Here is a 26,892-nt window from a genome sequence, read left to right as displayed (position 1 = left end):
GGAAATTATGAACAGTGTAAAACGAGTGTATGTGGAGAAAAAACCTGAATTTGCCGTTCAGGCGAAGGAACTTGGACATGAAGTGAAGAGTTACCTCGGAATCAAATCGGTTACAAATGTAAGGGTGTTGATTCGTTATGATGTGGAGAATCTCTCGGATGCCACATTTGACAGAGCATGTAATGGCGTTTTTGCAGAACCACCGGTAGATGTTCTTTATCATGAAGATTTTCCACATGGAGAGAATGACCGTATTTTTTCTGTGGAATTCCTTCCGGGACAGTTCGACCAGAGAGCGGATTCGGCAGTCCAGTGTGTGCAGTTTATTAAGGAAGATGAGCTTCCGGTTATCAAAACTGCTACAACTTATGTGATTGAAGGTGAGATCAGTGATGCTGAATTTGATGCAATCAAAGCTCATTGTATCAACCCTGTTGATTCAAGAGAAACGAGTCTTGATAAGCCGGAAACACTGGTGACCAAGTTCGATGAGCCGGCAGATGTTAAGATTTTCGAGGGATTCAAGGATATGCCGGAAGAGGAACTGAAGGCATTATATGATTCTCTGGGGCTTGCAATGACTTTTAAAGATTTTCTGCATATTCAGAATTATTTCCGGGGAGAAGAGAAGAGAGATCCTTCTATGACAGAAATCCGTGTCCTTGACACATACTGGTCTGATCACTGTCGCCATACGACGTTCTCTACGGAACTTACAGATGTAAGCTTTGGGGAGGGGGATTATCGTGCTCCGATCGAAGATACTTATAAAGAATACTTACAGACACACAGTGAGATCTTTAAAGGGCGTGAAGACAAATTTGTCTGCCTGATGGATCTTGCTCTGATGGCGATGAGAAAACTCAAAAGGGAAGGAAAACTGGAAGATCAGGAAGAGTCTGATGAGATCAATGCCTGCAGTATCGTTGTGCCGGTTGAAGTAGATGGTGTTGAAGAAGAATGGCTTGTGAACTTCAAGAATGAAACCCATAACCATCCGACAGAGATTGAACCGTTTGGTGGAGCGGCTACCTGCCTTGGAGGAGCGATCCGCGACCCGCTGTCAGGACGTACTTATGTATATCAGGCTATGCGTGTGACAGGAGCGGCAGATCCAACCGTTTCAGTAAAAGAGACGATCAAAGGAAAGCTTCCGCAGAAGAAACTTGTCCGCAGTGCCGCACATGGCTATAGTTCTTATGGTAATCAGATCGGTCTTGCAACCGGCCTTGTAAAAGAAATCTATCATCCGGATTACGTGGCAAAACGTATGGAAATCGGAGCAGTTATGGCTGCGGCTCCGAGACGTGCTGTTATTCGTGAGACTTCCGATCCGGGAGATATCATTATCCTGCTTGGCGGACGCACCGGCCGTGACGGCTGCGGCGGAGCAACCGGATCTTCCAAAGTTCATACAGAAGAATCGATTGAGACCTGTGGCGCTGAGGTTCAGAAGGGTAACCCGCCGACAGAGCGTAAGATTCAGAGACTGTTCCGCAGAGAAGAAGTCAGCAGACTGATCAAGAAATGTAACGACTTCGGAGCAGGCGGTGTTTCTGTAGCAATCGGAGAACTTGCAGATGGACTTCGTGTTGATCTGGATAAAGTACCGAAGAAATATGCCGGTCTGGACGGAACAGAAATTGCGATATCAGAATCGCAGGAACGTATGGCTGTGGTTGTTGATCCGAAGGATGCCGAGCAGTTCCTTGCATATGCAAAGGAAGAGAATCTGGAAGCGACAAAAGTTGCTGTTGTAACGGAAGAGCCGCGACTGGTATTGTCCTGGAGAGGAAAGGAAATTGTAAATATTTCCCGTGCATTCCTTGATACAAATGGTGCACATCAGGAGACAACTGTAAAAGTTGACATTCCTAACAGAGCAGACAGCCCGCTTGTACAGCAGGTAGAAGTAAATGATGTAAAAGAAAAATGGCTTGATACACTGAAGGACCTGAATGTATGCTCACAGAAAGGACTTGTTGAGATGTTCGACGGTTCGATTGGAGCAGGTTCTGTCTTCATGCCACATGGTGGAAAATATCAGATGACAGAGACGCAGAGCATGGTTGCGAAGCTTCCGGTTCTGAAAGGAAAATGCGATACCGTAACCATGATGAGTTATGGATTTGATCCGTACCTGTCAAGCTGGAGCCCATACCATGGAGCTGTATATGCAGTGACGGAATCCATTGCAAAGATTGTTGCATGCGGAGGAGATTACAGGAAGATTCGCTTTACATTCCAGGAGTATTTCCGCCGTATGACCGAAGATCCGTCCAGATGGAGTCAGCCGTTTGCAGCGCTTCTCGGAGCATATAAAGCGCAGCTTGGATTCGGTCTTCCGTCCATCGGAGGTAAAGACAGTATGTCCGGTACGTTCGAACACATTGATGTACCGCCAACACTGGTTTCCTTTGCGGTAGATGTTGCAAAAGAACAGGATATCATCTCTCCTGAATTGAAAAAAGCAGGTAACAAGCTTGTATGGCTTCGTATTGAAAAGGATGAATATGAGCTTCCGGCATATGATAAGGTGATGGAGCAATATGGTAAGTTCACGGAAGATATTCACAATGGAAGAATCGTTTCAGCATATGCGCTTGACCGTCACGGTGTGATCGCCGCTGTCAGCAAGATGGCATTTGGTAACGGAATGGGCGTTAAGATCGAGCATAACATGGATGCCAGAGAATTATTTGCTCCTGCATTTGGAGATATTATTGCGGAAGTTCCGGCGGACAAGGTTGGAGAACTTGGCATTACTTACACCGTGATTGGTGAAGTGACCGATGATGCGGCATTCTCTTATGCAGATGTCAGAATTACACTTGCAGAGGCAGAAGGCGCATGGACTGAGACTCTGGAGAAAGTATTCCGTACTGTATCCGATGAGGCATCCGAGGAGAAGGTAGAATCACCGCTTTATGATACAAAGGATATCTATATCTGCAAAAACAAGATCGCTCAGCCGCATGTATTTATTCCGGTATTCCCGGGCACAAACTGTGAATACGACAGTGCGAAGGCGTTTGAACGTGCAGGTGCGACTGTAACGACAAGAGTATTTAAGAACATGGATGCGGCGGACATTCTTGATTCCGTTGCCGAATTTGAAAAAGAGATTGTGAAAGCCCAGATCATTATGTTCCCGGGCGGATTCTCAGCAGGTGATGAACCGGATGGCTCAGCGAAATTCTTTGCAACTGCATTCCAGAATGCAAAATTAAAAGAAGCTGTTGAGAAGCTGCTGAATGAGCGTGACGGACTTGTACTCGGAATCTGTAACGGTTTCCAGACACTTGTCAAACTGGGATTGGTTCCTTATGGTGAGATCGTAGGCCAGACAGCAGATTCACCGACACTGACATACAATACCATCGGACGTCATATTTCCAAGATGGTATATACCAAAGTTGTGACGAACAAATCTCCATGGCTGCAGGGTGCTGAACTTGGCGGCGTATATACCAATCCGGCTTCTCATGGTGAAGGACGTTTCGTAGCAAGCAAGGAGTGGCTTGACAAGCTGTTCGCAAACGGACAGGTTGCGACCCAGTATTGCGATCTTGATGGCAATGTTTCTATGGATGAAGAGTGGAATGTCAATGGTTCATATTGTGCGATCGAAGGTATTACAAGCCCGGATGGACGAGTACTTGGCAAGATGGCACATTCAGAGCGTCGCGGCGACAGTGTAGCTGTCAATATTTACGGCGAGCAGGATATGAAGATTTTTGAATCCGGAGTGAAGTATTTTAAATAAGTCACAAGTCTGTTTGATGTAATATAAATAAAATGAGAACCGTTTTCATACAATACATATGATATGGCAAATTGCTAAGAATATGGATGTGTGAAAATGGTTCTTTTTTGTAAAAATACAGAATGGTAGCAATGCACGTGCAGGAAATACAAAGAATACTTGCAGGAAAAATAATATAAATCAATAATATAATCAGAAATATTATATAAAGTGAAACAGAATGCGCTCTGATATTCAAATACAGGCAAAAAATAGCAAAAAAAACTTGACATTGTATAGAGGATGTTTTAAAGTGGAAAAAGGTTATTCAGTGGTTTTCATAATGAAATTGATTTGGTAAATATGAAAAGCATTTGAAAAAATGAACAGGAGGTATTGAGTAGTATGTCATATGTTGATGAGGTAATTGAATCAGTAGTTAAAAAGAATCCGGCAGAACCGGAATTTCATCAGGCAGTCAAAGAGGTTTTGGAATCTCTTCGTGTTGTAGTAGAGGCGAATGAAGAAAAATTCAGAAAAGATGCGCTTCTGGAAAGATTAGTAGAACCGGAGAGACAGATTAAGTTCCGTGTACCGTGGGTAGACGATAAGGGACAGGTTCATGTTAACACAGGATACCGTGTACAGTTCAACAGCGCAATCGGACCATATAAAGGAGGGCTTCGTCTCCATCCGTCCGTAAACCTCGGTATTATCAAGTTCCTTGGATTCGAGCAGATCTTTAAGAATTCTCTTACCGGTCTTCCGATCGGTGGAGGTAAAGGTGGTTCTGACTTTGATCCGAAGGGAAAATCAGACAGAGAAGTAATGGCATTCTGTCAGAGCTTTATGACAGAGCTTTGCAAATATATCGGTGCAGACACGGATGTGCCGGCTGGAGATATCGGTACAGGAGCAAGAGAAATCGGCTACATGTTCGGACAGTATAAGAGAATCCGCGGACTCTACGAAGGTGTTCTTACAGGTAAAGGATTAAGCTACGGCGGATCTCTTGCACGTACAGAAGCAACCGGATACGGACTTCTGTATCTGACAGAAGAGATGCTGAAACTCAACGGAATTGAGCTTGCAGGCAAGACAGTGGCAGTATCCGGATCTGGAAATGTTGCTATTTATGCTACACAGAAAGCTCAGCAGCTCGGAGCAAAGGTTGTTACCGTAAGTGATTCTACAGGATGGGTATACGATCCGGAAGGAATCGATGTGGCAGCACTGAAAGAGATCAAAGAAGTAAATCGTGCAAGATTGACAGAGTACAAGAAGTATCGTCCGAACTCAGAATACCATGAAGGACGCGGTGTATGGTCTGTAAAAGTAGATATTGCACTTCCGTGTGCAACACAGAATGAACTTCTTCTTGATGATGCGAAACAGCTTGTCGCAAACGGATGTATTGCAGTAGCAGAAGGAGCAAATATGCCGACAACCATCGAAGCAACACAATATCTTCAGGAGAACGGCGTATTATTTGCACCTGGTAAAGCAGCGAATGCAGGCGGTGTTGCAACATCTGCTCTGGAAATGTCTCAGAATAGCGAACGTCTGAGCTGGACATTCGAAGAAGTTGATGCGAAACTGAAAAACATCATGGTAAATATCTGCCATAACATGGCTGATGCAGCAGAACGTTACGGAGCAAAAGGCAATTATGTAGTGGGTGCAAACATTGCAGGATTTGAAAAAGTTGTAGATGCTATGACTGCTCAGGGAATTGTGTAATAGAAATATACTGTAAAAGATAGAACAATAATCAATAGATAAGCCGGGATGATCGCAGAAATGAGATGATCCCGGCTTTTTATTTCGTAACTGAAATAACACGTTGTTTTGAACAAGAAAAAAGTCTGGAAAACCAGACTTTTTAGTAGCGGGAACTGGATTTGAACCAGCGACACCACGGGTATGAACCGTGTGCTCTAGCCAACTGAGCTATCCCGCCATATTCACTTTTCAGTGAAGTGGGACCAATAGGGCTCGAACCTATGACCCTCTGCTTGTAAGGCAGATGCTCTCCCAGCTGAGCTATGATCCCATTTCTGTAAGTTGCTTTCCTGCAACCGACTTCTATAGTATATCTCGAAGATCTCAAAATGTCAACACTTTTTTTGAAAAAAATTATTTTTTTTGAGAATGCCATTTGACGTGTTTGGGATAGGAATAAAGAGGCATGGATTACAGAAGTCGTAATCGAAAAAACATGGAAATTTCAATTCAAGTATGGTAGAATGAATAACAGTTCAGTTACATGAGGATACTGTAATTGTTGTGATGATGTAGAATACGGAGGAAGAAAAAATGCAAGGAAAAACGAGAAGGACGTTGATGATTCTTGTAGGTGCATACCTGATATATAATGGTGTCAAACTGATTATGGATGTTATGCAGGGCAACCCGAACTACAAGACAGTTTTGATCATTTTCGGAGTCATCTTTATTGTATTTGGTGCTGCTACAGTGATTTTGAATATCCGTGAACTCCTGAAGGATATGAAAGCAGAAAAGGAAGTATCCGGTGACGCGGAAAACGGAGATGATGATGAGAGCGTTGACGAGACCACAGTTGAGGCAGAAGGAACCGGGAATCCGGCGCGTACTGACAATACGGAACGTGTGTGGAAAGCTCCGACCGTTGCTGATGAAAAGAATGAATCTGCAAATTCAGGCGATGGAAAGGACAGCGATGATGGTGAAGTGATGATGGACGAAGACGCAGAGCCTCTGGATGAGGATCCCGATTTTTCTGAAATGGATGAGGAAGGATGGGGAACTGCTTCCGGAGAAGAAACAGATGAAGAGGCAGAAGAAGAGCCGTAAAAAGAAGAATCAGGTACATATCGGGAAGGAGAAGACGGGATATGCGGGTTGGAATGGGATATGATGTACACAGACTAACGGAAGGAAGAGATTTGATTCTCGGAGGAGTGAAGATTCCTTATGAGAAGGGGCTTTTGGGACATTCCGATGCAGATGTTCTTCTGCATGCGATTATGGATGCTCTTCTGGGAGCTGCGGCTCTCGGCGATATAGGGAAGCACTTCCCGGATACGGATGAAAAATACAGTGGTATTTCCAGCATGAAGCTGCTTAAACATGTGGCAGGCCTTTTGGAGGAAAATCTGTATATTGTAGAAAATATTGATGCCACTATCATTGCGCAGAAACCGAAGATGCGTCCGCATATTGCGCAGATGGAGGAAAATATAGCGAGTGCTTTGGGGATTGAGAGAGACAGAGTGAACGTGAAAGCGACAACAGAAGAAGGGCTTGGATTTACCGGAAGCGGAGAAGGAATTTCCGCTCAGGCAATTTGCGCTCTTGAGAAGATTACGAATTTCAGCAGTACGGATGTGATGCAGACTGAGGGGAGAAGCTGCGCCGGCTGCCGGGGATGTATGAGGTCAGAAGAATGATACTAAGAAAACTAAAGGCAAACGAGCATGTGCTTACGAGACCACTCTGGGAACGGGTGTTTGACGAAGATACGACAGAATTTTTAGATTATTATTATACTTCCAAAACGGAAGACAATGAAATCTACGTAATCGAGAAGGATGGAGAGATTCATTCCATGCTGCATTTAAATCCTTATGTGCTTCAAATTGGTAAAAAGGAAGAAGGCAGCCGATATATTGTGGGAGTTGCTACCGACAGAATGTATCGCGGGCAGGGGCAGATGACAGAATTGCTCCGAAAAGCGGTGAGGGATATGTATACGAAGAAACTGCCGTTTACATTTTTGATGCCGGCAGATGAAAAGATTTATTATCCGCATGATTTTCGCTTTGTGTATGCGGCGGAGCAGTGGGAAGCTTTCATGGCAAATGGGGAAGTACCGTCGCTGGATGCAATTCTTCACAGCGGCAATGGAAAACGGATACTGCTCAGACCTGCGCTTGCGTCTGATTGTAAGAAAATAGCGGCTTTTGCGGAACATATTCTGGAAGAAAAATACCAGATTTATGTCAAAAGAGACTGGCTGTATTATGAAACTTTGCTCAGGGAGCAGAAAAGTCAGAAAGGCGGAATCCTCCTTGCGGAGACAGATGATGAAATCAAAGGGATTCTGGTATTTGATGAAGAAAAGGGTTTTTCGGTACGGGAACCGCTGGCAGAACCGGGATATGAGGATATTTTTGAAAAAGGCGGTCTGATCCTTAAGAAACAGGAAAAGAAAAAACCAATGATTATGGCCAGGATCCTGCATGTAGAATCTCTGATGTCGTGCATGGCCTGCGATGAGGATACGGAGTTCCAGTTCATTCTTGTGGATCCGGTTATCCGGGAGAATAATAAGATATTCAGCATTAAGGGAAACAAAGAGCATCTGGTGGTTCGAACGAAACCCATTGCAAAAGGAAAGAGTGACGGCATCCAGATGATTAGTGTGGATGCGCTGACAACGATTTTATTCGGCTATAAGAGTCTGGAAAAAGTGGAGGAAGAGGAGCAGGAGAAATTCTCTGCGGAATTCAAGGAGAGTATTTCCAAGCTACAGCCTTTGAATCGGATTCTTTTGAATGAAATCGTATAATGTGATAATTTTTGCTTTGCGGTTGACAAATTAATCAATTTCGCATAGTATATAGAAGAATAGGCAAATAGTTTGAAAGACGAAGAACGAAAAGAGTAACTTTCCGGAATCTGACAGAGAGGGTTTGTCAGCGGCTGTAAGCAGACCCGAGAAGAAGGATTGTGAAGTGCATTCGGGAGTCGATCCGGTGAAAGGATTAACGTGGCATTCAAAGTGTTTAATCATATAGCCGGATACGGAGTGCATCCGTTATATGCATTGAGGAGAAAGGTCGAAAAGCCTTTTAATAGAGTGGAACCGCGGAAAACTTCGTCTCTTATCGGGACGGAGTTTTTTGTTGCCATGCATGCGCCAACAAGGTCCGGTGGACCATTTGCGAGTTTTATTGCGTTTTCACTGAAAGAAAGGAGTAATAATATGGGTATCGTTTCTTTTGTGAAGGAAGAAATAGAAGTGATCCGAGAACGTGATCCGGCAATTAAGTCTACGATGGAAGTATTTCTGTATCCCAGTTTTAAAGTAATGTTACATTATAGAGTGGCACATAAGTTATATTTAAAGAAGCACTATTTTCTTGCGAGGTGGATTTCGCAGAGAGCAGTCCGAAAAACGGGGATCGAGATCCATCCGGGAGCTACCATCGGGAAGGGCCTTTTTATTGACCACGGAAGTGGTGTGATCATTGGTGAGACGGCGATACTTGGAAATAATGTGACGTTGTATCAGGGAGTGACCCTTGGAGGAACCGGAAAAGAAAAGGGAAAACGGCATCCGACGCTGGAAGATAATGTTATGGTGAGCGCCGGAGCAAAAGTAATCGGATCATTTACCGTAGGAAAGAATTCCAAGATCGGCGCCGGTTCTGTCGTAATCGAGGAAGTGCCGCCGAACTGTACGGTTGTCGGTGTCCCGGGACGAATTGTGCGCATGGGAAATCAGAAGATTCCGAGAACAGATATGGATCAGATTCATCTTCCGGATCCGGTCAAAGCGGATATTCAGAAACTGCAGGAAGAAAATATGTGGATGATGAAGAAAATGGAAGAACTGGAAAAAAGAATTGAATTATATGAAATGATGGAATAAGATGACAGATCAGAAAGGGAAGACACATGAAAGTATTTAACACACTGACAAGAAGAAAAGAAGAATTTGTACCTCTGGAGCCGGGGAAAGTGAAAATGTATGTCTGCGGTCCGACCGTGTATAATTTTATTCATATCGGAAATGCAAGACCGATGATCGTATTTGACACCGTAAGAAGATATTTTGAATATAAGGGATACGATGTCAATTACGTTTCCAATTTTACGGATGTGGATGACAAGATCATTAAGAAAGCAATTGAAGAAGGCGTTTCTGCGCAGGAAATTTCTCAGAGATACATCGCAGAATGTAAGAAGGATATGGAAGGGATGAATGTGAAGCCGGCAACCAAACATCCGCTTGCAACCGAGGAAATCTGCGGTATGGTGGAAATGATCGCGGATCTGATCGAGAAAGGTTATGCCTATGAGAAAAACGGAACCGTTTATTTCCGCACCAGACGGTTCAAAGACTATGGAAAATTATCCCATAAGAATCTGGATGATCTCCGCTCGGGCGGACGTTCCCTGCTGGTGACCGGTGAGGATGAGAAAGAAGATCCGCTTGATTTCGTACTCTGGAAGCCGAAAAAAGAAGGCGAACCCGCGTGGGAGTCTCCGTGGTGTGAAGGACGTCCGGGATGGCATATTGAATGCTCTGTGATGTCTAAGAAATATCTCGGTGAGCAGATCGACATTCATGCGGGCGGTGAGGATCTGGTATTCCCACACCATGAGAATGAGATCGCTCAGAGTGAAGCGGCTAACGGAAAAGAATTTGCCAGATACTGGATGCACAATGCATTTTTAAATATTGATAACCGTAAAATGTCCAAATCTCTCGGAAATTTCCGTACCGTCCGTGAGATCAGCGAGCAGTATGATCTGCAGGTGCTCCGCTTCTTTATGTTGAGCGCTCATTACAGAAGCCCGTTGAATTTCAGTGCTGATTTAATGGAGGCGTCCGCAAATGGTCTGGAAAGAATTGTGAATGCGGTGGATAATCTGAAACATCTGATGGGAGCTGCCCAGACGGAAGCGATGAACGAAGCGGAAAATGCGACGTTTGCCCAGACGGAAGAGTTCGTAAAGGAATTCGAAGCTGCCATGGATGATGACTTTAATACGGCAGATGCAATCGCTGCGATCTTTGATCTGGTGAAATTTGCAAATACTACGGCTTCAGCGGAAAGTTCAAAAGAATATCTGAAGAAGCTGTTTGATCTGATCGTGAAGCTTGGAGATGTGCTCGGATTGATCCTTGACAAGGAAGAAGAGCTTCTGGATGCAGACATTGAGAAACTGATTGAAGAACGCCAGGCAGCAAGAAAGGTAAAGGATTTCGCAAGAGCTGACGCAATCCGTGACGAACTTCTGGCGAAAGGAATTATACTGAAGGATACCAGAGAAGGAGTACAATGGAAAAAAGCATAGGATTTGACTGGAAATCCTGTATGTGCGACGTTTTGAAACTGAATGAGGTGGATATCGCAGGATATTCACCTCTTACTTTAGCATATATAGGAGATAGTGTATACGATTTGATTATCAAGACTATGGTGGTCAGCGAAGGCAATAAACAGGTGAAAAAGCTGCACCAGGAAACCAGCAGTATGGTACAGGCTTCGGCGCAGTCGGAGATGATGCGTGTGATTCAGGAGCATTTGACTGAGGAGGAACATGCTGTATACAAGCGGGGGAGAAATGCGAAAACGGTATCCCCTGCAAAGAATCAGACCCTAACGGATTATCGGCGCGCGACCGGTTTTGAGGCGTTGATGGGATGGCTGTATCTGAAAAACGAATGGCCGAGAATGCTGGAACTGATTAAAATCGGACTGGAACATTTGAATAAAAAAGAAGAAAAAATGCAGGAGACAGGTTCTGCAGTCAGGGAGAATGAGTGATGATAGAAGAAAATGGAGTAAAAAGCCAGTTGATCGAGGGGAGAAATGCGGTTATGGAAGCATTTCGTTCCGGAAAACCGATTGACAAAGTGTATGTTCTGGACGGATGTCAGGACGGCCCGATCCGCAGTATTGTGCGTGAAGCGAAGAAGCATGACACGATTCTCAATTTTGTGACAAAAGAACGTCTTGCTCAGATTTCCGAGACAGGGAAACATCAGGGTGTCATTGCGATGGCGGCTGCGTACGAATATGCTCAGGTGGAAGATATGTTGGAACTTGCAAAAGAAAAAGGCGAGGATCCATTTCTGATCCTGCTGGATAATATTGAGGATCCGCACAATCTTGGGGCGATTATCCGAACCGCAAATCTGGCGGGGGCACACGGTGTGATCATTCCGAAGCGGCGTGCGGCAGGACTCACTGCGACAGTGGCAAAGACTTCGGCCGGTGCGCTGAACTATACGCCGGTAGCTAAGGTCACCAATCTGGTGAAAACGATGGAAGAACTGAAGGAAAAAGGACTCTGGTTCGTCTGCGCCGACATGGGCGGGGATATCATGTATCATGTGAATCTGAAAGGGCCGATCGGGCTTGTGATCGGAAACGAAGGAGAAGGAGTGAGCAGGCTGGTTCGCGAGACCTGCGATATGACAGCTTCCATTCCGATGAAGGGGGATATTGATTCTCTGAATGCTTCGGTGGCGGCGGGTGTGCTTGCTTATGAGATTGTACGTCAAAGGCTGGGTTAATTAAATGGAATATGAAAAAATGACGGACGAGCAGCTGATCAGCCGCCTGCGAGGCGGCGAAAAGCCGATCATGGATTTTCTGATGGAGAAATATAAGGGATTGGTGCGTCAGAAGGCAAAAGCAATGTATCTCTGGGGAGGGGAAAATGACGATCTGATTCAGGAGGGGATGATCGGTCTTTTCAAAGCAGTAGAGGATTATGAGCCGGATGCGGGTGCATCTTTTTATAGCTTTGCTGAACTTTGCATTTCCAGGCAGATGTACACCGCCATCAAAGCGTCCCAGAGAAAAAAGCACTTACCCTTAAATTCCTACGTCTCACTCTATACATCGGGAAAACGGGAAGATGGAAAAGAAGCGCTTCCGCTGGCAGAGACGATCGAGGCGGGGGCAGAAAGCAATCCGGAAGAATTGCTTCTGAACACAGAGTATGCCAATGCATTTGAGGAAGAACTGAAGGATCAGCTCAGCAAGCTGGAAAACCGGGTTTTGTATCTGCATCTGATGGGAATGGATTATTTGAAAATCGCAGAAGTAATGGATAAGAGTCCAAAAGCCATTGACAATGCCCTTCAGAGAATCAAAGGAAAGGCAAGGCATATTCTGGAAGAAAAGAGAAAATAAAAACCTCAGGAAATCTTCCTGAGGTTTTTTAAAAGCTGCCTAGCGGAATCGAACCGCCGACCTCCGCCTTACCAAGGCGACGCTCTACCGACTGAGCCAAGGCAGCAGACGCATATCAGCGACTTAATTAATATAACACACCTTCGTGAAATTTGTCAATATGACTTTTGATTTTTTTGAAAAAGTATTATGCTGCGAATTTCTTAGAATGAAGAATCCTGGATTGCGCATCCGGCATCAGGTATGATATCCTATATGAAGTGAAAATACGTGGGATGCCATGTGTGGCAGCTTACAGGAGGAGAATAGGGGAGAAACATATGGGAAAGGATTCAAAAGATACATTTGCGGTCGATACGCGTAACAGGAGTCTGAAACAATGGGGAGAAGGTCTGTTTGCTTTATTTGTGGGTCTAACAATCGCCCATTTGGGCGTCAGCCTTTTTCTCGTGTCGGAACTTGGCTCGGATGCGTTTACGGTGATGATTCAGGGAATTGCAAGAACTCTCGGGCTTAGCATTGGCACGGTTCATGTGATTGCATTGATCCTGCTGATGATTGTGATGGTTTTGACGACGAAGGGATATGTCAAGCCGGGGACGGTCGTCTGTGCATTCTGCGGAGGATGGATCATAGATCTGTTCCTGTGGATGATCGGGGATAAAATATCTTCCGGATCGCCGATGTGGATCCGGATCCTTGTTATGTTGGCAGGATGTGTGATATTGAGCTTTGGTATGTCCATCGTCATTGAGAGCAACAGCGGTACAGGGCCGAACGATCTGATTGCCATCATATTAACGGATAAACTGAATCAGAAATGGAATGTACAGTTTCAGTATGTGAGGATTACCTGTGATATTTGTTTTGCAGTGATTGGATTCCTGCTTGGCGGGCGCCTTGGAATCGGAACGATCGCAGCGGCTTTTCTGGTAGGGCCGGCTGCACAGTTTTTTTTGCCGAGGAGCCGCAAATTAATCAAAACATGTTTTTCGGATCTGTAAAAGAAAACCTGCCAATGCGTTTGGAAATGCAATGGCAGGTTTTCTTCTTGAAACTATTTACAAGTATAAGCTTTCAGAAGCAGAAGTGTATTTTTTACTCCGTCCAGATGAGAACGTTCATAATTATGTGATGCATAAACACCCGGTCCGATCAGACCGTGCAGAATGTCGTAACCGCTTCTTAAAGTAGCTTCTACGTCCGAACCGTAATGCGGATATACATCGATGGCATAGTCGAGTCCGTTTGATTTCGCAGTGTCGATCAGGGCGCTTGTCACCTCATAATTGTAAGGACCGCCGGAGTCTTTTGCGCAGATGGAAACCATGCGCTCTGTGCAGCCCAGGTCGGCACCAACACATCCCATATCAACCGAAATCATTTCTTCGGTATCTTCCGGCACACTGCTTCCGCCGTGACCGACTTCTTCGTAAACGGTGAAGACGAGAGAAACCTTGCGATTCAGGGAAAGGTGTTCGTCTTTGACCCATTTTGCAAGGGCTAGCAAGATGGCAGCGGAGAGCTTGTCATCAAGGAAGCGACTCTTGATATATCCGCTTTCAGTCACTACAGTACGAGGATCCATGGCAATGATATCGCCGACCTGAATGCCGAGAGCGGCTACGTCTTCTTTCGTATTTACATTCTCATCCAGAAGAATCTCCATGTTTTTCTCTTCATGATCCGGCTTATCGTCTGCTACATGGACGGAGGGCTCGGTATTGAGAACAACACCGGTATAAACCTTTCCGTCGCGTGTGTGGATGGTGCAGTTTTCACCGTCGGCAGTTGACCACTGATGTCCGCCGAGTGTGGTGGGACGCAGACGTCCGTTGTCTTTGATGGAACGAACCATAGCACCAAGGGTATCGACATGAGCGGCAAGAAGAAGCGGATTTCCCTCTCCACCCAGTGTCACCAGTACATTTCCTTTTCTGGAGCTCCATGGCTCATACCCCATCTCTTTGAGTGTGGAAAGAAGGTATTCTTTCACTTCCCGGGTATATCCGGATGGGCTGGCAATCGAAGTCAGCGATTTGAGCTGCTTTGCAGCATATTCAGTATAATTCTCCATAATGATTCCCCCTAAATGTTAAATGATAGTATGCTCTGTTATTTTAATCGTTGTAAAACGAAAAAGCAATCCTGTTATGCAGAGAATTTCTGCTTTTCCAATCCGTGTATCCAGTCGGATTTGAAATAATATATTGTAAATACAATAGAACTTAAGCTCCAGGTGATCGGATACGCCCAGAACACAACGTTGATCACCGGAATAAAATGAACCGCAATGCTGATGTAGCTGACACGGATCAGGCACCAGCAGATCATCATGACCAGCATCGGAACCGTAGAACGGCCTGCGCCGCGCATGATTCCGGCCATACAGTGGGAGTAGGCGAGCAGACAATAAAACAGAGAAATGGTTCTTGCCTGTGTCACACCGAATGCGATGGCTTCTTCGCTTCCACCGAATAAGGAGAGCAGTGTCGGCGCAAATGTATAGACAAGCAAACCAATCAGTTCTGCCAGAGTAATGGAGCATATGACTCCGAAAACGGATCCTTTCTTTGCACGGTCATACTCTCTTGCCCCCAGGTTCTGACTGATAAAGGTTGTGAGAGCCATTGAAAAACAGGTCACCGGAAGAAAACCGAAGCCCTCAATTTTGGCATAAGAACCGCAGCCTGCCACCGCAAGAGCACCGAATTTATTGATGTTTGACTGTACAAATACATTTGCTAGAGAGATGATCGAATTCTGGACTCCGGTTGGAAGTCCGTTCGTAACGATCTGAGGCAGCATCATACGGTCAAGACGGATCTCTTTCAGAGAAACACGGATCTCTTCCGGATTATGAAGAAGCTGACGCAGACACAGGAAGGCACTCAGAAATTGTGAGATCGTTGTTGCGAGTGCGGCGGCTCCGACGCCGAATCGGAATCCCGCGATCAGTATCAGGTCAAGTGTAATATTTGTGGCAGAAGAAATCATCAGGTAAATCAGCGGATGCCTGCTGTCCCCAAGAGCCTGAAGAATTCCCATGAAGAAGTTGTACATAACAAAGCCAAGAGCACCCATGAAATAAACTCGGAAGTATACTAAAGAATTCACAAGTACTTCATCGGGTGTGCCCATGAGGTGCAAAATCTGCGGCGCGGCTATTTCCCCGATCAGGGTGACTGCGACTCCGCAGCAGAGACCGAATCCGATCGTTGTGTGAATGGCCCGCCTCAGTGCCTTCATATTGCCGGCACCGAAGTATTTTCCGATGATCACACTTGCACCGATGGAGATACCGTTGAAGAGTCCGACAAGAAGCATGATCAGACTTCCGGAAGAACTGACGGCGGCAAGTGCGTTACTGCCCAGAAAATTACCCACGATCAAAGTGTCGGCCGTGTTGTAAAATTGTTGGAACAGATGTCCCCAGAAAAGCGGAATTGCAAAAAGTACGATTCGCTTCCAGATAGGGCCCTCTGTCATGCGTGTTGAAGAAGAAATATTAGACATACCAAAAACCCCCGATAGTTATGTTGACTGTACATAGTTATAAACTGGTTACAGACTAAAGTACACTTTTTAATTATAAGAATGTATTTTGAAAAAGTCAATGAAGTGAGAGGAACAATGATAAAATTGTTGTTCTCTGTCATAAATTGTGGTAAACTAATGAACAAAGTTTCAGGAATCGGCCTTCTGCGGCGGATTCCACAGATTGAGAACCTGAGGAGGATTTACCATGGCAGAAGAAATGGTATCAAAGAATTTTATTGAACAGGAAATTGACAAAGATTTGAGAGAAGGTGTTTATGACCATGTCTGTACACGTTTTCCGCCGGAACCGAACGGATATCTTCATATCGGACATGCCAAATCTATTCTTTTAAATTATGGACTGGCCCAGAAATATAACGGAACATTCCATATGCGTTTTGATGATACGAACCCGACGAAAGAGAAGATGGAATTCGTGGATTCCATCAAAGAGGATATTCAGTGGCTGGGAGCTGACTGGGGGGAGCATCTTTATTTTGCATCAGATTATTTTGATACAATGTATGAATGTGCGGTCAAATTGATCAAGAAGGGCAAAGCGTTCGTATGTGATCTGACAGCGGATGAGATCCGGGAATACCGCGGGACTCTGACCGAACCGGGGAAGAACAGTCCTTATCGAGACCGGTCGGTGGAAGAGAATCTGGAGTTATTTGAGAATATGAGAGCCGGTGTCTATAAAGACGGTGAGAAGGTACTCCGTGCAAAGATCGATATGGCTTCTCCGAATATCAATATGCGGGATCCGGTCATTTACCGGGTGGCACACATGTCACATCATAATACAGGGGATAAGTGGTGCATTTATCCGATGTATGATTTTGCGCATCCGATTGAGGACGCAGTCGAAGGAATCACCCACTCCATCTGCACGTTGGAATTTGAAGATCATCGCCCGCTTTATGACTGGGTAGTGAGAGAGTGTGAATTCGAGAATCCGCCGCGTCAGATTGAATTTGGTAAATTATATTTGAATAATGTGGTTACAGGCAAGAGATATATTAAAAAGCTGGTTGAGGACAAGGTCGTTGATGGATGGGATGATCCGCGTCTGGTTTCGATCGCGGCACTCCGCCGTCGAGGCTTTACACCGGAATCCATTAAGATGTTTGTGGATCTCTGCGGGGTATCCAAGACTCAGGGAGCTGTGGATTACGCGATGCTGGAGTATTGTATCCGCGAAGATCTGAAGTTAAAAAGGCCGCGTATGATGGCGGTGCTGGATCCGGTGAAACTCGTGATTGACAATTATCCGGAAGGAGAAACCGAATGGCTTGATGCACCGAATAATCTGGAAAATGAAGAGCTGGGAAGCAGAAAGGTTCCGTTTAGCCGTGAACTTTATATTGAAAGGGATGACTTTATGGAAGAACCACCGAAGAAATATTTCCGCCTTTTCCCGGGCAATGAAGTCCGTCTGATGAATGCATATTTTGTGAAGTGTGTGGATTATGAGAAAGATGAAAATGGAAATGTGACCGTGATCCATTGTACCTATGATCCGGAGACGAAATCAGGCAGTGGATTTACCGGAAGAAAAGTAAAAGGCACGATTCACTGGGTATCAGCGGAACATGCTGTGAAGGCAACGGCACGCTTATATGAGAACCTGATCGATGAGGAGAAGGGCGTTTATAACAAAGAAGACGGTTCCATGAATCTGAATCCGAATTCACTTACCGAAAAGGAAATTCTTGTAGAACCGAACTTCTCAGAGGCAAAGGCCTATGACAGTTTCCAGTTTGTGCGTCAGGGATATTTCTGTGTGGATTCGCACGATTCCAAACCGAATGCGTTGGTGTTTAATAGGATTGTATCGTTGAAAAGTTCATTTAAACTACCGAAATAAAAAAGAATTTTCGAAAATTTAAGAATAAAAATGCAGCATTTGAATCAATGCTGCATTTTCTATTCCGGTATAACGGCTGTAATCTATTCGTTTTTTTCTTCGGAAGCATCAGCCGGCTTCCCTGCTTCTTCAGGAGCGTCAATTTTCTGCTCGGAATCTGCTTCTTCGACTGTAGTTTCATCAGGTTGTCCCGGTGCTTCTGCTTCGGATGGCTCTACGGGTTCGGCTGGTTTTTCCGCTTCAGTCGATGCTTCGGATTCAGGCTGTTCTTCAGTGGCACTGGAAGTATCGGATGTCTGAGCGGAAGATGGATTGAGATGAACATAACCGCGTTCCTTGACTTCGCCGAGGTCATCATCTAATTCAAAATCATCATCATCGAAATCATCATCAAAATCATCTTCTGATTCGATGTCATTCTTTTTCTTCATCCAATAATAGATACCTGCTCCGGCAGCTCCGGCGGCGGTCAGGCCAAGCAGGAGTTTTCTGAAATTTTTTGCCATAATAATACTCCTTTCTTAGACGAAATGCATAATAAGATGCATATAAACAAATTCATTGTAATACTTTTTCCGTAAAAGGAAAAGTAAAATATTTATAAACACTGGTTTTTGTGATAAGATATGTGATACGATATAGGATATTGATTTAAGAAAGGAACATCAATTAGGAATGGATGAAAAAGAGACTTTGATGTATGAAAAAGGTCAGACAATTAGGAAAAGGGCGAAAAATAAAATTTTTGGTGTAATCTACAGCCGTACCGCAGTTGTGATTATTTTGCTTCTTTTACAGATTGAGCTGATGTTATTTTCGCTCACTTATCTGGAGAATTATACAAACTATTTATATGGAGTTTTTGTCATACTTTCTGTTGTGTCAGTCATTTATATTATGAATGAGAAAGGGACGCCTGAATTCAAGATGACATGGCTTCTGTTTATTCTGCTTGTACCGGTCGTGGGAGTGGGATTCTATATTTTTACGAAGACCGAATTTGGAACCCATTTTCTGGGAAAGAGGCTGGAAGATCTTCGGCATGAAACAGAACCGTATATGGAGCAGAATGAAGGAATTGTCCAGACGATGCGAAGCAGCAGACTTGCGAATGTGAATTTGTCACATTTCCTGTATCAGCAGGTGGGATTCCCGACATACGGAAATACGGAGGCTACGTATTTCCCACTGGGAGATGATAAATTCCCGGCGCTTTTAGCGGAACTGGAGAAGGCAGAAAAATTTATTTTTATGGAATACTTCATAGTTGAAGAAGGGTATATGTGGAATTCAGTTCTGGATATTTTGCAGAAGAAGGTACAGGAAGGTGTGGAAGTCCGTTTCATGTATGACGGTATGTGCAGTGTTGCCCTGCTTCCATATGAGTATCCGGAAAAGCTCAGGAAAATGGGAATCCAGTGCAAGCAGTTCGCGCCGATTAAACCGGTTATGTCCACCAGTCAGAATAACCGGGATCACAGAAAGATCTGTGTGATCGATGGAAAAGTTGCGTTTACCGGTGGGGTCAATCTGGCTGATGAATATATCAATCAGAAGCTGCGGTTTGGTCATTGGAAAGATACCGCGATTATGCTGAAAGGAGATGCGGTACAAAGCTTCACCATGATGTTCCTGCAGATGTGGAATCTCTGGGAACGCCGCCCGGAGGATTATAAAAAATATCTGACGGTCAAGAAAAGCGGATTCCGGAGAGAGACCGGTTATATGATTCCATACGGGGACAGTCCGTTTGATCATGAGAATGTGGGAGAAGAGGTTTATTTTCACATATTGAATCATGCGAAGAAATATGTCCATATTATGACACCGTATCTGATTCTTGACAGTGAGATGATCACGGCTCTTACACGAGCTGCCAAATGCGGGATCGAAGTGATCATCATCATGCCGGGGATTCCGGATAAGCCGTATGCGTTTTATCTGGCCAAGACATATTATGCTGAGCTTTTGGAAAAAGGAGTTCAGATTTATGAATATACACCGGGATTTGTACATGCAAAGGTATTTACTTCGGATGACGATACGGCTACAGTAGGAACCATCAATCTGGATTACCGCAGCCTGTACCTGCATTTTGAATGTGGTGTCTTTATTTATCATAATCCGGTGGTTTATGATATTGAAAAGGATTTCCAGGAGACGCTGAAGAAATGCCATAAAGTTACGCTTACGGAAGTCAGAAACCGAAGCCTTTTTACGAAACTGTATGGGCAGATCCTCCGTCTGGTTGCCCCTCTTATGTAGGAGTAAACCGGCAGATTTCGTGTCTGATCGGCTTAGGATTTGCGAAAAAACCAGGAAAAAACAGTTTTCAAAAAATAAGAATGTACATATGAGAAAAAATGTTGTATAATTTTTAAAGGTGTTTCTTATAGTACAAAAGTTACATGGGATACATATATGAATATAAGCAGGAGGATATATCATGGTTAAAGCAGTAGTAGGTGCGAACTGGGGAGACGAAGGCAAGGGCAAGATTACAGACATGCTTGCAGAAAAGGCTGATATCATTATCCGTTTCCAGGGCGGTGCGAATGCAGGACATACAATTATCAACGATTATGGTAAATTTGCTCTTCACACACTGCCGTCGGGCGTGTTCTATGGACATACTACAAGTATTATCGGAAATGGTGTTGCAGTCGATATTCCGGTGTTGTTCAATGAGATTCAGTCCATCATCGACAGAGGAGTGCCGATGCCGAAGATTCTGGTTTCTGACAGAGCACAGATGGTAATGTCATACCATAAAAATTTTGATGCATATGAAGAGGAGAGACTGGGAGGAAAGTCATTTGGCTCTACAAAGTCAGGAATTGCTCCGTTCTATTCTGACAAGTATGCAAAGATCGGTTTCCAGATCAGCGAACTTTTTGATGATGATCTGCTGAAAGAAAAGGTTGTTCGGGTGGCGGAGCAGAAGAACGTGCTGCTTGAGCATCTGTATCACAAACCATTAATCGATCCTGAGAAATTATATAAAGAATTAGTAAGCTACAGAGAGATGGTAGAACCTTATGTATGTAATGTTTCCGCTTATCTTGATCAGGCGATCAAAGAGGGCAAAGAGATCCTGCTGGAGGGACAGCTTGGAACATTGAAGGATCCGGATCATGGCATTTATCCGATGGTTACTTCTTCTTCCACACTTGCGGCTTATGGTGCGATCGGCGCAGGTATTCCGCCATATGAGATCAAGCAGATCGTAACAGTATGTAAGGCATACTCCAGCGCGGTCGGAGCAGGTGCATTTGTAAGCGAGATCTTCGGAGAAGAGGCAGATGAACTGAGAAGACGCGGCGGAGACGGCGGCGAATTCGGTGCAACGACAGGACGTCCGAGACGTATGGGATGGTTTGACTGTGTGGCTTCCAAATACGGATGCCGTCTGCAGGGAACAACAGACGTTGCATTTACGGTAGTTGACGTTCTGGGATATCTGGATGAGATCCCGGTATGTGTAGGATATGAGATCGACGGCGAAGTGACGACGGAATTCCCGACCACACATCTGCTTGAAAAAGCAAAACCGGTTCTTAAGACTCTTCCGGGATGGAAATGTGATATTCGTGGAATCAAGAAGTATGAAGATCTGCCGGAGAACTGCAGAAATTATATTGAATTTATCGAGAAAGAGATTGGATACCCGATTACCATGGTTTCAAACGGACCGGGAAGACATGATATTATTTTCAGATAATGGATGAATAGAATAAATGAAAAAAGAGGACATGGCATATCAGTATGCTGTGTCCTCTTTCGTTGTGTGCAACTGCCTTAAAATCCGCAGAATTGCGGCAGTGTTTTAAAGCAGATAGAGTCCGTTCTCCGATGCATGCTGTACGATCTCGTCCGGCCATACGGAGGACTGTACTTCTCCGATGTGCGCTTTCCTGAGATAGAACATACAGATACGAGACTGCCCGATTCCGCCGCCGACTGTATAGGGAAGTTCTCCGGCCAGAAGAGATTTCTGGAAGTCCAGTCCCGCGCGCTCTTCGCATCCGGCAGCTTTGAGCTGACGTTTCAATGCTTCTTCATCGACACGGATTCCCATGGAAGAGAGTTCCAGTGCAATGTCCAGAACTGGATAGTATACAATAATGTCCCCGTTCAGTTCCCAGTCATCATAGTCCGGAGCACGTCCGTCATGTTTCGTTCCGGAAGCAAGCGTTTTACCGATCTGTTTGATAAAAATGGCTCCTTTGGCTTTGGCAAAACGGTATTCGCGTTCCTTTGGTGTCTTATCCGGATACATGGTTTCCAGTTCCTGAGAAGTAATAAATGTGATCTCATCCGGCAGATAAGCCTCTATGTAATTATAGCGGCGTGCCATAAACTGTTCTGTTTCTTTTAATGCGCTGTAGACTTTATTTACGGTATACTCCAGCGTTTCCATATTCCGTTCTTCTTTTGAGATTACTTTCTCCCAATCCCACTGGTCTACATAGATCGAATGGATATTGTCCGTTTCTTCATCCCGGCGGATTGCACTCATATCCGTATAAAGTCCCTCCCCTGAGTGGAATCCGTAGCGCTTCAGCGCGTAACGTTTCCATTTTGCAAGAGAATGGACGATTTCGACCTCTTTGTCATTCTGTTCCTTCACACCGAAAGAGACCGGACGTTCTATACCATTCAGGTTATCATTCAGACCGGATTCCGGGCGTACAAAAAGCGGAGCAGATACACGGGTCAGGTGCAGAGACTTGGCAAGTGAACGCTCAAAATGGTCTTTGACCTCTTTGATAGCAACCTCAGTCTCACGGATCGTAAGCGGAGAATGGTAATTCTCCGGTATTATCAAGTGTTCCATGTTCATCTTCCTTTCCTACTCATTAGTACAAGTGTAGTAGAAAGAGGTGTTGATTGTCAATCCATTTTTTTGGCAGAAAAATATTTAGTCAGAAAATATGTGCTTCCGGTCATAAATGGCTGTCCGGTCTCATATAATAAAAAGGTCGGGGAAGGAGGGGACTTATGATTCAGAAAGAGAAAATGAGAAATGAACAGGAAACGATCTCGATCGAAGAATATTTGAACAGACGCAGAAAGTTGCGTGAAAAAGAGAGAAGGAACAGAAAAGAGCAGACATACGAAAAAGAAAGCTCTCCCTGGATGCTGGCAGAGCTTTCCATGACGTAAGCTATTCGGCTTTGTTTTCATCGTTCGAATCATCCGAATCATCTTTGCGAAGCAGCCTGTAGAACAATGTATAGGCATAGAGAAGAACCGGAACGAGGATCGTACAGGCAATGGAAGCTTTAAAGAGCCCATGTGTCTGTGAATGATCCGTGAGTGCAAAAATCAATGTACTTGCATACAAAAGAATCAGTAAAACAGCACCGATCAGTGCGAGAATCCGTTTTGTTTTTTTCATTTAAATCACCTGTTTTCATCTTTTCTATCTATTATAATAACAAAATTGCATTTCCACAAGAAAATGTTTTGCAAACGGATAAGAAATGCTGTATGATATATGGAGTGAAAAGAACAAAAAGGAGAATTTACAAATATGAGTACTTTATTAGAACAGTGGAGAGATACCGCATATTCAAAAGAAATGGATCAGAATTCCCTGCAGAAGTTCTGGGGAACCTATTTTCAGATTGAAAAGGAAATCTATGAAAAGCTTCTTACCAATCCGGATGAAGAGGTTAAGGGAACGGTGAAAGAACTTGCAGAAAAATATGGTGTAGAAGTATTTACCATGACCGGATTCCTGGATGGTATCAACGACAGCCTGAAAGAACCAAATCCGATCGAGACCATGGATGAAGATACCGTTGTGAGCCTTGCGTTTGACAAAGAACTGCTTTACAAAAATATGGTAGACGCAAAAGCGGACTGGCTTTATGAACTCCCGCAGTGGGAAAATATTTTCACGGAAGAAAAGAGAAAAGAACTGTATAAAGAACAGAAGAATTCCCGTACTGTACACGTAGAAAAGAAAGTTTATCCGAACGACCCATGTCCGTGCGGAAGCGGAAAGAAATATAAAAAATGTTGTGGGAAGAATAAATAGATTTCATAATTGACAAATACTTTCCACATGTCTATAATAATAGCAAATGTGTTGATGAGAAGAGTAGAACGCTGAAGAATCACAGAGAGAAAAGCCATGGCTGGAAGCTTTTTATTGCAGAAGCGTTTGAAGACCATCTCGGAGCGGCTGTGAGGAGCAGCACGGCAGGATACCGTTATCATCCGAATGAAGTGGCTTTGGCATGACGCCGGAGCAAGCGGGGTGGAACCGCGAGTAATGATGTTGACTCGTCCCTTGCAGTAGATGTTTATACTGCAGGGGATTTTTTGTTGCCATGCATATATGAGCGGAAGGAGTGAGAAGTAGATGGAAGCATACAGACACAAAGTGCAGTATTACGAGACGGATCAGATGAAGATCGTACACCACTCCAATTACATCCGTTGGTTTGAAGAGGCGAGAATCGATTATCTGGAACAGCTTGGAATGCCTTATGAAGAGATGGAAGCCCGGGAGATCATAAGCCCGGTGCTGGCAGTCGAGGCGGAGTATCTGCGGATGGTACATTTTGGAGATACGGTCACGATTTATCCGAAAGTGAAAGAGTATAACGGGATCAAGCTTACAATCAGTTACGATGTAATGGATGAGAAAACACAGATGGTTCATTGCCGGGGACTGACAAGGCATTGTTTCCTGAATCTTAAGGGGAGGCCGATCTCGCTCAAACGGGAATACCCGGATTATCATGAAAAATTTATAGAAGCACTGGAAAACGACCAGGATTGACAAAGGAAGTTTCAAGTTAAAAGAAACATGGAAAGAGAGGAAAAAATATGAAAATCACATTGAAAGACGGATCTGTTAAAGAGTATGCCCAAAGCAAATCCGTAATCGAAATTGCGGAAGACATCAGCGAAGGACTGGCGAGAGCAGCAACAGCCGGGAAAGTAAACGGTGAGGTGGTTGACCTCAGAACGGTGGTCAGTGAAGACTGTACACTGAGTATCCTGACATTTAATGACGAAGAAGGAAAGGGCGCGTTCCGTCATACGGCTTCTCATATTATGGCACAGGCGATCAAGAGACTTTACCCGGATACAAAGCTTGCAATCGGACCTTCCGTTGCAGACGGTTTCTATTATGACATTGACCGCGAGACACCGCTTGTGGCAGAAGATCTGGAAAAAATCGAAGCAGAGATGAAGAAAATCGTCAAAGAAGGACTTCCGCTTGAACGTTCTACCAAGCCGAGAAATGAAGCAATAGAATACTTTAAAGAAAAGGGAGAACCTTATAAAGTGGAACTGATCGAAGACCTTCCGGAAGATGCCGAAATCAGTTTCTATACTCAGGGAGAATTTACAGATCTCTGTGCGGGACCACATTTGATGAATACAAAACAGGTAAAAGCATTTAAGCTGACAAGCCTTGCGGGGGCTTACTGGCGCGGAAGCGAAAAGAATAAAATGCTTCAGAGAGTTTATGGTACAGCTTATCCGAAGAAAGCAGATTTGGATGCGTATCTGACAATGATGGAAGAGGCAAAGAAACGTGATCATAGAAAACTTGGAAAGGAACTGGGACTTTTTATGATGAAAGAAGAAGGACCGGGCTTCCCGTTCTTCCTTCCGAAGGGAATGGTTCTTAAAAACCAGCTTCTGGATTACTGGAGAGAGATCCATCACAAAGCAGGTTATGTGGAAATATCCACTCCGATCATGTTGAACCGTCAGCTGTGGGAAACGTCCGGACACTGGGATCATTATAAAGACAATATGTACACAACGGTCATTGATGAAGAAGATTTTGCAATCAAGCCGATGAACTGTCCGGGTGGGATTCTGGTTTACCAGTCTGAACCACGTTCTTATCGTGATCTGCCGCTTCGTATGGGAGAGCTTGGACTGGTTCACCGCCATGAGAAATCCGGACAGCTCCATGGTCTCATGCGTGTAAGATGTTTTACACAGGATGATGCACATATTTTCATGATGCCTGAGCAGATCCGTGATGAGATCAAGGGGGTTGCCAAACTGATCGATGAAGTGTACAGTCTGTTTGGATTTAAATATCATGTAGAACTTTCCACTCGTCCGGAGGACAGCATGGGAAGTGATGAAGACTGGGAGATGGCTACCGATGCTCTGCGCGGTGCGCTGGATGATCTTGGCCTTGACTATGTAGTAAATGAAGGGGACGGTGCATTCTACGGACCGAAGATCGACTTCCATCTGGAAGACTCAATCGGAAGAACCTGGCAGTGCGGAACGATTCAGTTAGACTTCCAGCTTCCGCTTCGTTTTGGATGTGAATATACAGGAGCTGACGGAGAAAAGCATCAGCCGATCATGATCCACCGTGTAGCGTTCGGATCCATTGAACGTTTCATCGGAATCCTGATCGAGCATTTTGCAGGTGCCTTCCCGACATGGCTTGCACCGGTTCAGGTTAAAGTGCTGCCGATTTCTGACAAATATATGGATTATGCGAACAAAGTTCTGGAAGAACTGAACAATGCAGGAATCCGTGCAGAAGTAGACACACGTGCTGAAAAGATCGGTTACAAGATCCGTGAGGCTCAGATGCAGAAGATTCCGTATATGCTTGTTGTAGGAGCGAAGGAAGAGGAAGAGGGTCTGGTATCTGTCAGAAGCCGTTTCGAAGGAGACGAGGGGCAGAAAATGCTCTCTGACTTTATTGCGGCGATCAAAATGGAGATCAAGGCAAGAACGGTAAGAGAAGTAAAAACGAAAGAATAAGAAGTCAGAATAAGGGCATAATATAATTTGATTTCTGATAAGAGAAG

The 26,892-nt window shown here is 44.5% G+C and carries 23 protein-coding genes, 3 tRNA genes and 2 other annotated features; of the genes, 18 read left to right on the top strand and 8 right to left on the bottom strand.

The annotated features are described in order from the left end of the window. Positions 1-7 precede the first annotated feature (7 nt). Positions 8-3,766, top strand: a complete 3,759-nt coding sequence (locus ACTNBF_RS00540; protein ID WP_441088582.1) for a phosphoribosylformylglycinamidine synthase — start codon at positions 8-10, stop codon at positions 3,764-3,766. Between the two features lie 384 nt (positions 3,767-4,150). Next, a complete protein-coding gene (gene gdhA / locus ACTNBF_RS00535) occupies positions 4,151-5,485 on the top strand; it encodes an NADP-specific glutamate dehydrogenase (RefSeq protein ID WP_427805532.1) in 1,335 nt (444 codons plus the stop codon). 146 nt (positions 5,486-5,631) lie between these two features. Here gdhA and ACTNBF_RS00530 read toward each other — a convergent pair. Beyond that, positions 5,632-5,705 (bottom strand) — tRNA-Met (locus tag ACTNBF_RS00530). Between the two features lie 20 nt (positions 5,706-5,725). Continuing rightward, a tRNA-Val gene (locus tag ACTNBF_RS00525) sits at positions 5,726-5,798 on the bottom strand. Between the two features lie 263 nt (positions 5,799-6,061). On the opposite strand from ACTNBF_RS00525, the gene ACTNBF_RS00520 reads away from it, so the two are divergent. The 8 genes from ACTNBF_RS00520 (at position 6,062) to ACTNBF_RS00485 (ending at position 12,666) form a co-directional block, all read left to right on the top strand. Then, on the top strand, positions 6,062-6,580 hold the full coding sequence (locus ACTNBF_RS00520) for a hypothetical protein (RefSeq protein ID WP_427805533.1): 519 nt from the start codon (positions 6,062-6,064) through the stop codon (positions 6,578-6,580). A 41-nt stretch (positions 6,581-6,621) separates the two neighbouring features. Continuing rightward, the gene (gene ispF / locus ACTNBF_RS00515) at positions 6,622-7,176 is read left to right on the top strand and encodes a 2-C-methyl-D-erythritol 2,4-cyclodiphosphate synthase (RefSeq protein WP_427805534.1); all 555 of its coding nucleotides are present in this window, start codon (positions 6,622-6,624) and stop codon (positions 7,174-7,176) included. Next, on the top strand, positions 7,173-8,297 hold the full coding sequence (locus tag ACTNBF_RS00510; RefSeq protein ID WP_441049886.1) for a GNAT family N-acetyltransferase: 1,125 nt from the start codon (positions 7,173-7,175) through the stop codon (positions 8,295-8,297). Before ispF ends, ACTNBF_RS00510 begins: the two co-directional genes overlap by 4 nt. Before the next feature lie 73 nt (positions 8,298-8,370). Next, positions 8,371-8,617: a binding site (T-box leader), on the top strand. Positions 8,618-8,714: 97 nt separating this feature from the next. Next, positions 8,715-9,383, top strand: coding sequence for a serine O-acetyltransferase EpsC (gene epsC, locus ACTNBF_RS00505; RefSeq protein WP_427805536.1), 669 nt, complete (start codon positions 8,715-8,717; stop codon positions 9,381-9,383). Between the two features lie 26 nt (positions 9,384-9,409). Then, a complete protein-coding gene (gene cysS / locus ACTNBF_RS00500; RefSeq protein WP_441088581.1) occupies positions 9,410-10,816 on the top strand; it encodes a cysteine--tRNA ligase in 1,407 nt (468 codons plus the stop codon). After that, a complete protein-coding gene (locus tag ACTNBF_RS00495; protein ID WP_427805538.1) occupies positions 10,801-11,289 on the top strand; it encodes a Mini-ribonuclease 3 in 489 nt (162 codons plus the stop codon). The genes cysS and ACTNBF_RS00495 overlap by 16 nt, the downstream gene beginning before the upstream one ends. Continuing rightward, positions 11,289-12,041 (top strand): 23S rRNA (guanosine(2251)-2'-O)-methyltransferase RlmB, encoded by a 753-nt coding sequence (rlmB, locus tag ACTNBF_RS00490; RefSeq protein WP_427805539.1) that lies wholly within the window; start codon positions 11,289-11,291, stop codon positions 12,039-12,041. The genes ACTNBF_RS00495 and rlmB overlap by 1 nt, the downstream gene beginning before the upstream one ends. A gap of 4 nt (positions 12,042-12,045) precedes the next feature. After that, a complete protein-coding gene (locus ACTNBF_RS00485) occupies positions 12,046-12,666 on the top strand; it encodes a sigma-70 family RNA polymerase sigma factor (protein ID WP_427805540.1) in 621 nt (206 codons plus the stop codon). Between the two features lie 33 nt (positions 12,667-12,699). On the opposite strand, the gene ACTNBF_RS00480 is transcribed toward ACTNBF_RS00485, so the two are convergent. Further along, positions 12,700-12,772: transfer RNA gene (locus ACTNBF_RS00480), tRNA-Thr, on the bottom strand. Positions 12,773-12,986: 214 nt separating this feature from the next. Here ACTNBF_RS00480 and ACTNBF_RS00475 point away from each other — a divergent pair. Continuing rightward, a complete protein-coding gene (locus tag ACTNBF_RS00475) occupies positions 12,987-13,670 on the top strand; it encodes a YczE/YyaS/YitT family protein (RefSeq protein WP_441088580.1) in 684 nt (227 codons plus the stop codon). 53 nt (positions 13,671-13,723) lie between these two features. On the opposite strand, the gene ACTNBF_RS00470 is transcribed toward ACTNBF_RS00475, so the two are convergent. Both ACTNBF_RS00470 and ACTNBF_RS00465 read right to left on the bottom strand, forming a co-directional pair. Further along, a complete protein-coding gene (locus tag ACTNBF_RS00470; protein ID WP_441088579.1) occupies positions 13,724-14,743 on the bottom strand; it encodes a M42 family metallopeptidase in 1,020 nt (339 codons plus the stop codon). Between the two features lie 74 nt (positions 14,744-14,817). Beyond that, positions 14,818-16,182 (bottom strand): MATE family efflux transporter, encoded by a 1,365-nt coding sequence (locus ACTNBF_RS00465; protein WP_441024572.1) that lies wholly within the window; start codon positions 16,180-16,182, stop codon positions 14,818-14,820. 229 nt (positions 16,183-16,411) lie between these two features. Here ACTNBF_RS00465 and ACTNBF_RS00460 point away from each other — a divergent pair, with 229 nt between their 5' ends. After that, positions 16,412-18,076, top strand: coding sequence for a glutamine--tRNA ligase/YqeY domain fusion protein (locus tag ACTNBF_RS00460; RefSeq protein ID WP_427805544.1), 1,665 nt, complete (start codon positions 16,412-16,414; stop codon positions 18,074-18,076). Positions 18,077-18,159: 83 nt separating this feature from the next. Here the strand turns inward: ACTNBF_RS00460 and ACTNBF_RS00455 are convergent, their stop codons facing one another. Beyond that, positions 18,160-18,582, bottom strand: a complete 423-nt coding sequence (locus tag ACTNBF_RS00455; RefSeq protein ID WP_441088578.1) for a hypothetical protein — start codon at positions 18,580-18,582, stop codon at positions 18,160-18,162. 169 nt (positions 18,583-18,751) lie between these two features. Between ACTNBF_RS00455 and cls the strand changes: the two genes are divergently transcribed. Then, positions 18,752-20,341: a cardiolipin synthase gene (gene cls / locus ACTNBF_RS00450; protein WP_441016885.1), complete on the top strand. Its 1,590-nt coding sequence runs from the start codon at positions 18,752-18,754 to the stop codon at positions 20,339-20,341. A 181-nt stretch (positions 20,342-20,522) separates the two neighbouring features. Then, a complete protein-coding gene (locus ACTNBF_RS00445) occupies positions 20,523-21,797 on the top strand; it encodes an adenylosuccinate synthase (protein ID WP_441088577.1) in 1,275 nt (424 codons plus the stop codon). A gap of 105 nt (positions 21,798-21,902) precedes the next feature. Here the strand turns inward: ACTNBF_RS00445 and asnA are convergent, their stop codons facing one another. Beyond that, a complete protein-coding gene (gene asnA / locus ACTNBF_RS00440; protein WP_427805548.1) occupies positions 21,903-22,913 on the bottom strand; it encodes an aspartate--ammonia ligase in 1,011 nt (336 codons plus the stop codon). Positions 22,914-23,077: 164 nt separating this feature from the next. On the opposite strand from asnA, the gene ACTNBF_RS00435 reads away from it, so the two are divergent. Next, positions 23,078-23,242: a hypothetical protein gene (locus ACTNBF_RS00435; RefSeq protein WP_427805549.1), complete on the top strand. Its 165-nt coding sequence runs from the start codon at positions 23,078-23,080 to the stop codon at positions 23,240-23,242. A 1-nt stretch (position 23,243) separates the two neighbouring features. Here ACTNBF_RS00435 and ACTNBF_RS00430 read toward each other — a convergent pair whose 3' ends face one another. After that, on the bottom strand, positions 23,244-23,477 hold the full coding sequence (locus ACTNBF_RS00430; protein ID WP_441016882.1) for a hypothetical protein: 234 nt from the start codon (positions 23,475-23,477) through the stop codon (positions 23,244-23,246). Between the two features lie 135 nt (positions 23,478-23,612). Between ACTNBF_RS00430 and ACTNBF_RS00425 the strand changes: the two genes are divergently transcribed. From ACTNBF_RS00425 to thrS, 3 genes are all read left to right on the top strand, one after another. Next, positions 23,613-24,122 carry an SEC-C metal-binding domain-containing protein gene (locus tag ACTNBF_RS00425; protein ID WP_427805551.1) on the top strand — a complete coding sequence of 170 codons (510 nt, stop codon included), beginning with the start codon at positions 23,613-23,615 and terminating at the stop codon, positions 24,120-24,122. 42 nt (positions 24,123-24,164) lie between these two features. Further along, positions 24,165-24,381 (top strand) — a binding site (T-box leader). Between the two features lie 68 nt (positions 24,382-24,449). Further along, entirely contained in the window at positions 24,450-24,872 is a 423-nt protein-coding gene (locus ACTNBF_RS00420; protein ID WP_427805552.1) for an acyl-CoA thioesterase, read from the top strand. A 47-nt stretch (positions 24,873-24,919) separates the two neighbouring features. Further along, positions 24,920-26,845: a threonine--tRNA ligase gene (gene thrS, locus ACTNBF_RS00415; RefSeq protein ID WP_427805553.1), complete on the top strand. Its 1,926-nt coding sequence runs from the start codon at positions 24,920-24,922 to the stop codon at positions 26,843-26,845. Positions 26,846-26,892 lie beyond the last annotated feature (47 nt).

This window comes from Bariatricus sp. HCP28S3_A4, from assembly GCF_052066395.1.
Classification (GTDB): Bacteria; Bacillota; Clostridia; order Lachnospirales; family Lachnospiraceae; genus Allocoprococcus.
This window is presented reverse-complemented; position numbering and strand designations above follow the sequence as displayed.

Coding starts and splice junctions, on each gene's coding strand:
- ACTNBF_RS00540 (WP_441088582.1), top strand. CDS start 8: ATGAACAGTGTAAAACGAGTGTATGTGGAGAAAAAACCTGAATTTGCC.
- gdhA (WP_427805532.1), top strand. CDS start 4,151: ATGTCATATGTTGATGAGGTAATTGAATCAGTAGTTAAAAAGAATCCG.
- ACTNBF_RS00520 (WP_427805533.1), top strand. CDS start 6,062: ATGCAAGGAAAAACGAGAAGGACGTTGATGATTCTTGTAGGTGCATAC.
- ispF (WP_427805534.1), top strand. CDS start 6,622: ATGCGGGTTGGAATGGGATATGATGTACACAGACTAACGGAAGGAAGA.
- ACTNBF_RS00510 (WP_441049886.1), top strand. CDS start 7,173: ATGATACTAAGAAAACTAAAGGCAAACGAGCATGTGCTTACGAGACCA.
- epsC (WP_427805536.1), top strand. CDS start 8,715: ATGGGTATCGTTTCTTTTGTGAAGGAAGAAATAGAAGTGATCCGAGAA.
- cysS (WP_441088581.1), top strand. CDS start 9,410: ATGAAAGTATTTAACACACTGACAAGAAGAAAAGAAGAATTTGTACCT.
- ACTNBF_RS00495 (WP_427805538.1), top strand. CDS start 10,801: ATGGAAAAAAGCATAGGATTTGACTGGAAATCCTGTATGTGCGACGTT.
- rlmB (WP_427805539.1), top strand. CDS start 11,289: ATGATAGAAGAAAATGGAGTAAAAAGCCAGTTGATCGAGGGGAGAAAT.
- ACTNBF_RS00485 (WP_427805540.1), top strand. CDS start 12,046: ATGGAATATGAAAAAATGACGGACGAGCAGCTGATCAGCCGCCTGCGA.
- ACTNBF_RS00475 (WP_441088580.1), top strand. CDS start 12,987: ATGGGAAAGGATTCAAAAGATACATTTGCGGTCGATACGCGTAACAGG.
- ACTNBF_RS00470 (WP_441088579.1), bottom strand. CDS start 14,743: ATGGAGAATTATACTGAATATGCTGCAAAGCAGCTCAAATCGCTGACT.
- ACTNBF_RS00465 (WP_441024572.1), bottom strand. CDS start 16,182: ATGTCTAATATTTCTTCTTCAACACGCATGACAGAGGGCCCTATCTGG.
- ACTNBF_RS00460 (WP_427805544.1), top strand. CDS start 16,412: ATGGCAGAAGAAATGGTATCAAAGAATTTTATTGAACAGGAAATTGAC.
- ACTNBF_RS00455 (WP_441088578.1), bottom strand. CDS start 18,582: ATGGCAAAAAATTTCAGAAAACTCCTGCTTGGCCTGACCGCCGCCGGA.
- cls (WP_441016885.1), top strand. CDS start 18,752: ATGGATGAAAAAGAGACTTTGATGTATGAAAAAGGTCAGACAATTAGG.
- ACTNBF_RS00445 (WP_441088577.1), top strand. CDS start 20,523: ATGGTTAAAGCAGTAGTAGGTGCGAACTGGGGAGACGAAGGCAAGGGC.
- asnA (WP_427805548.1), bottom strand. CDS start 22,913: ATGGAACACTTGATAATACCGGAGAATTACCATTCTCCGCTTACGATC.
- ACTNBF_RS00435 (WP_427805549.1), top strand. CDS start 23,078: ATGATTCAGAAAGAGAAAATGAGAAATGAACAGGAAACGATCTCGATC.
- ACTNBF_RS00430 (WP_441016882.1), bottom strand. CDS start 23,477: ATGAAAAAAACAAAACGGATTCTCGCACTGATCGGTGCTGTTTTACTG.
- ACTNBF_RS00425 (WP_427805551.1), top strand. CDS start 23,613: ATGAGTACTTTATTAGAACAGTGGAGAGATACCGCATATTCAAAAGAA.
- ACTNBF_RS00420 (WP_427805552.1), top strand. CDS start 24,450: ATGGAAGCATACAGACACAAAGTGCAGTATTACGAGACGGATCAGATG.
- thrS (WP_427805553.1), top strand. CDS start 24,920: ATGAAAATCACATTGAAAGACGGATCTGTTAAAGAGTATGCCCAAAGC.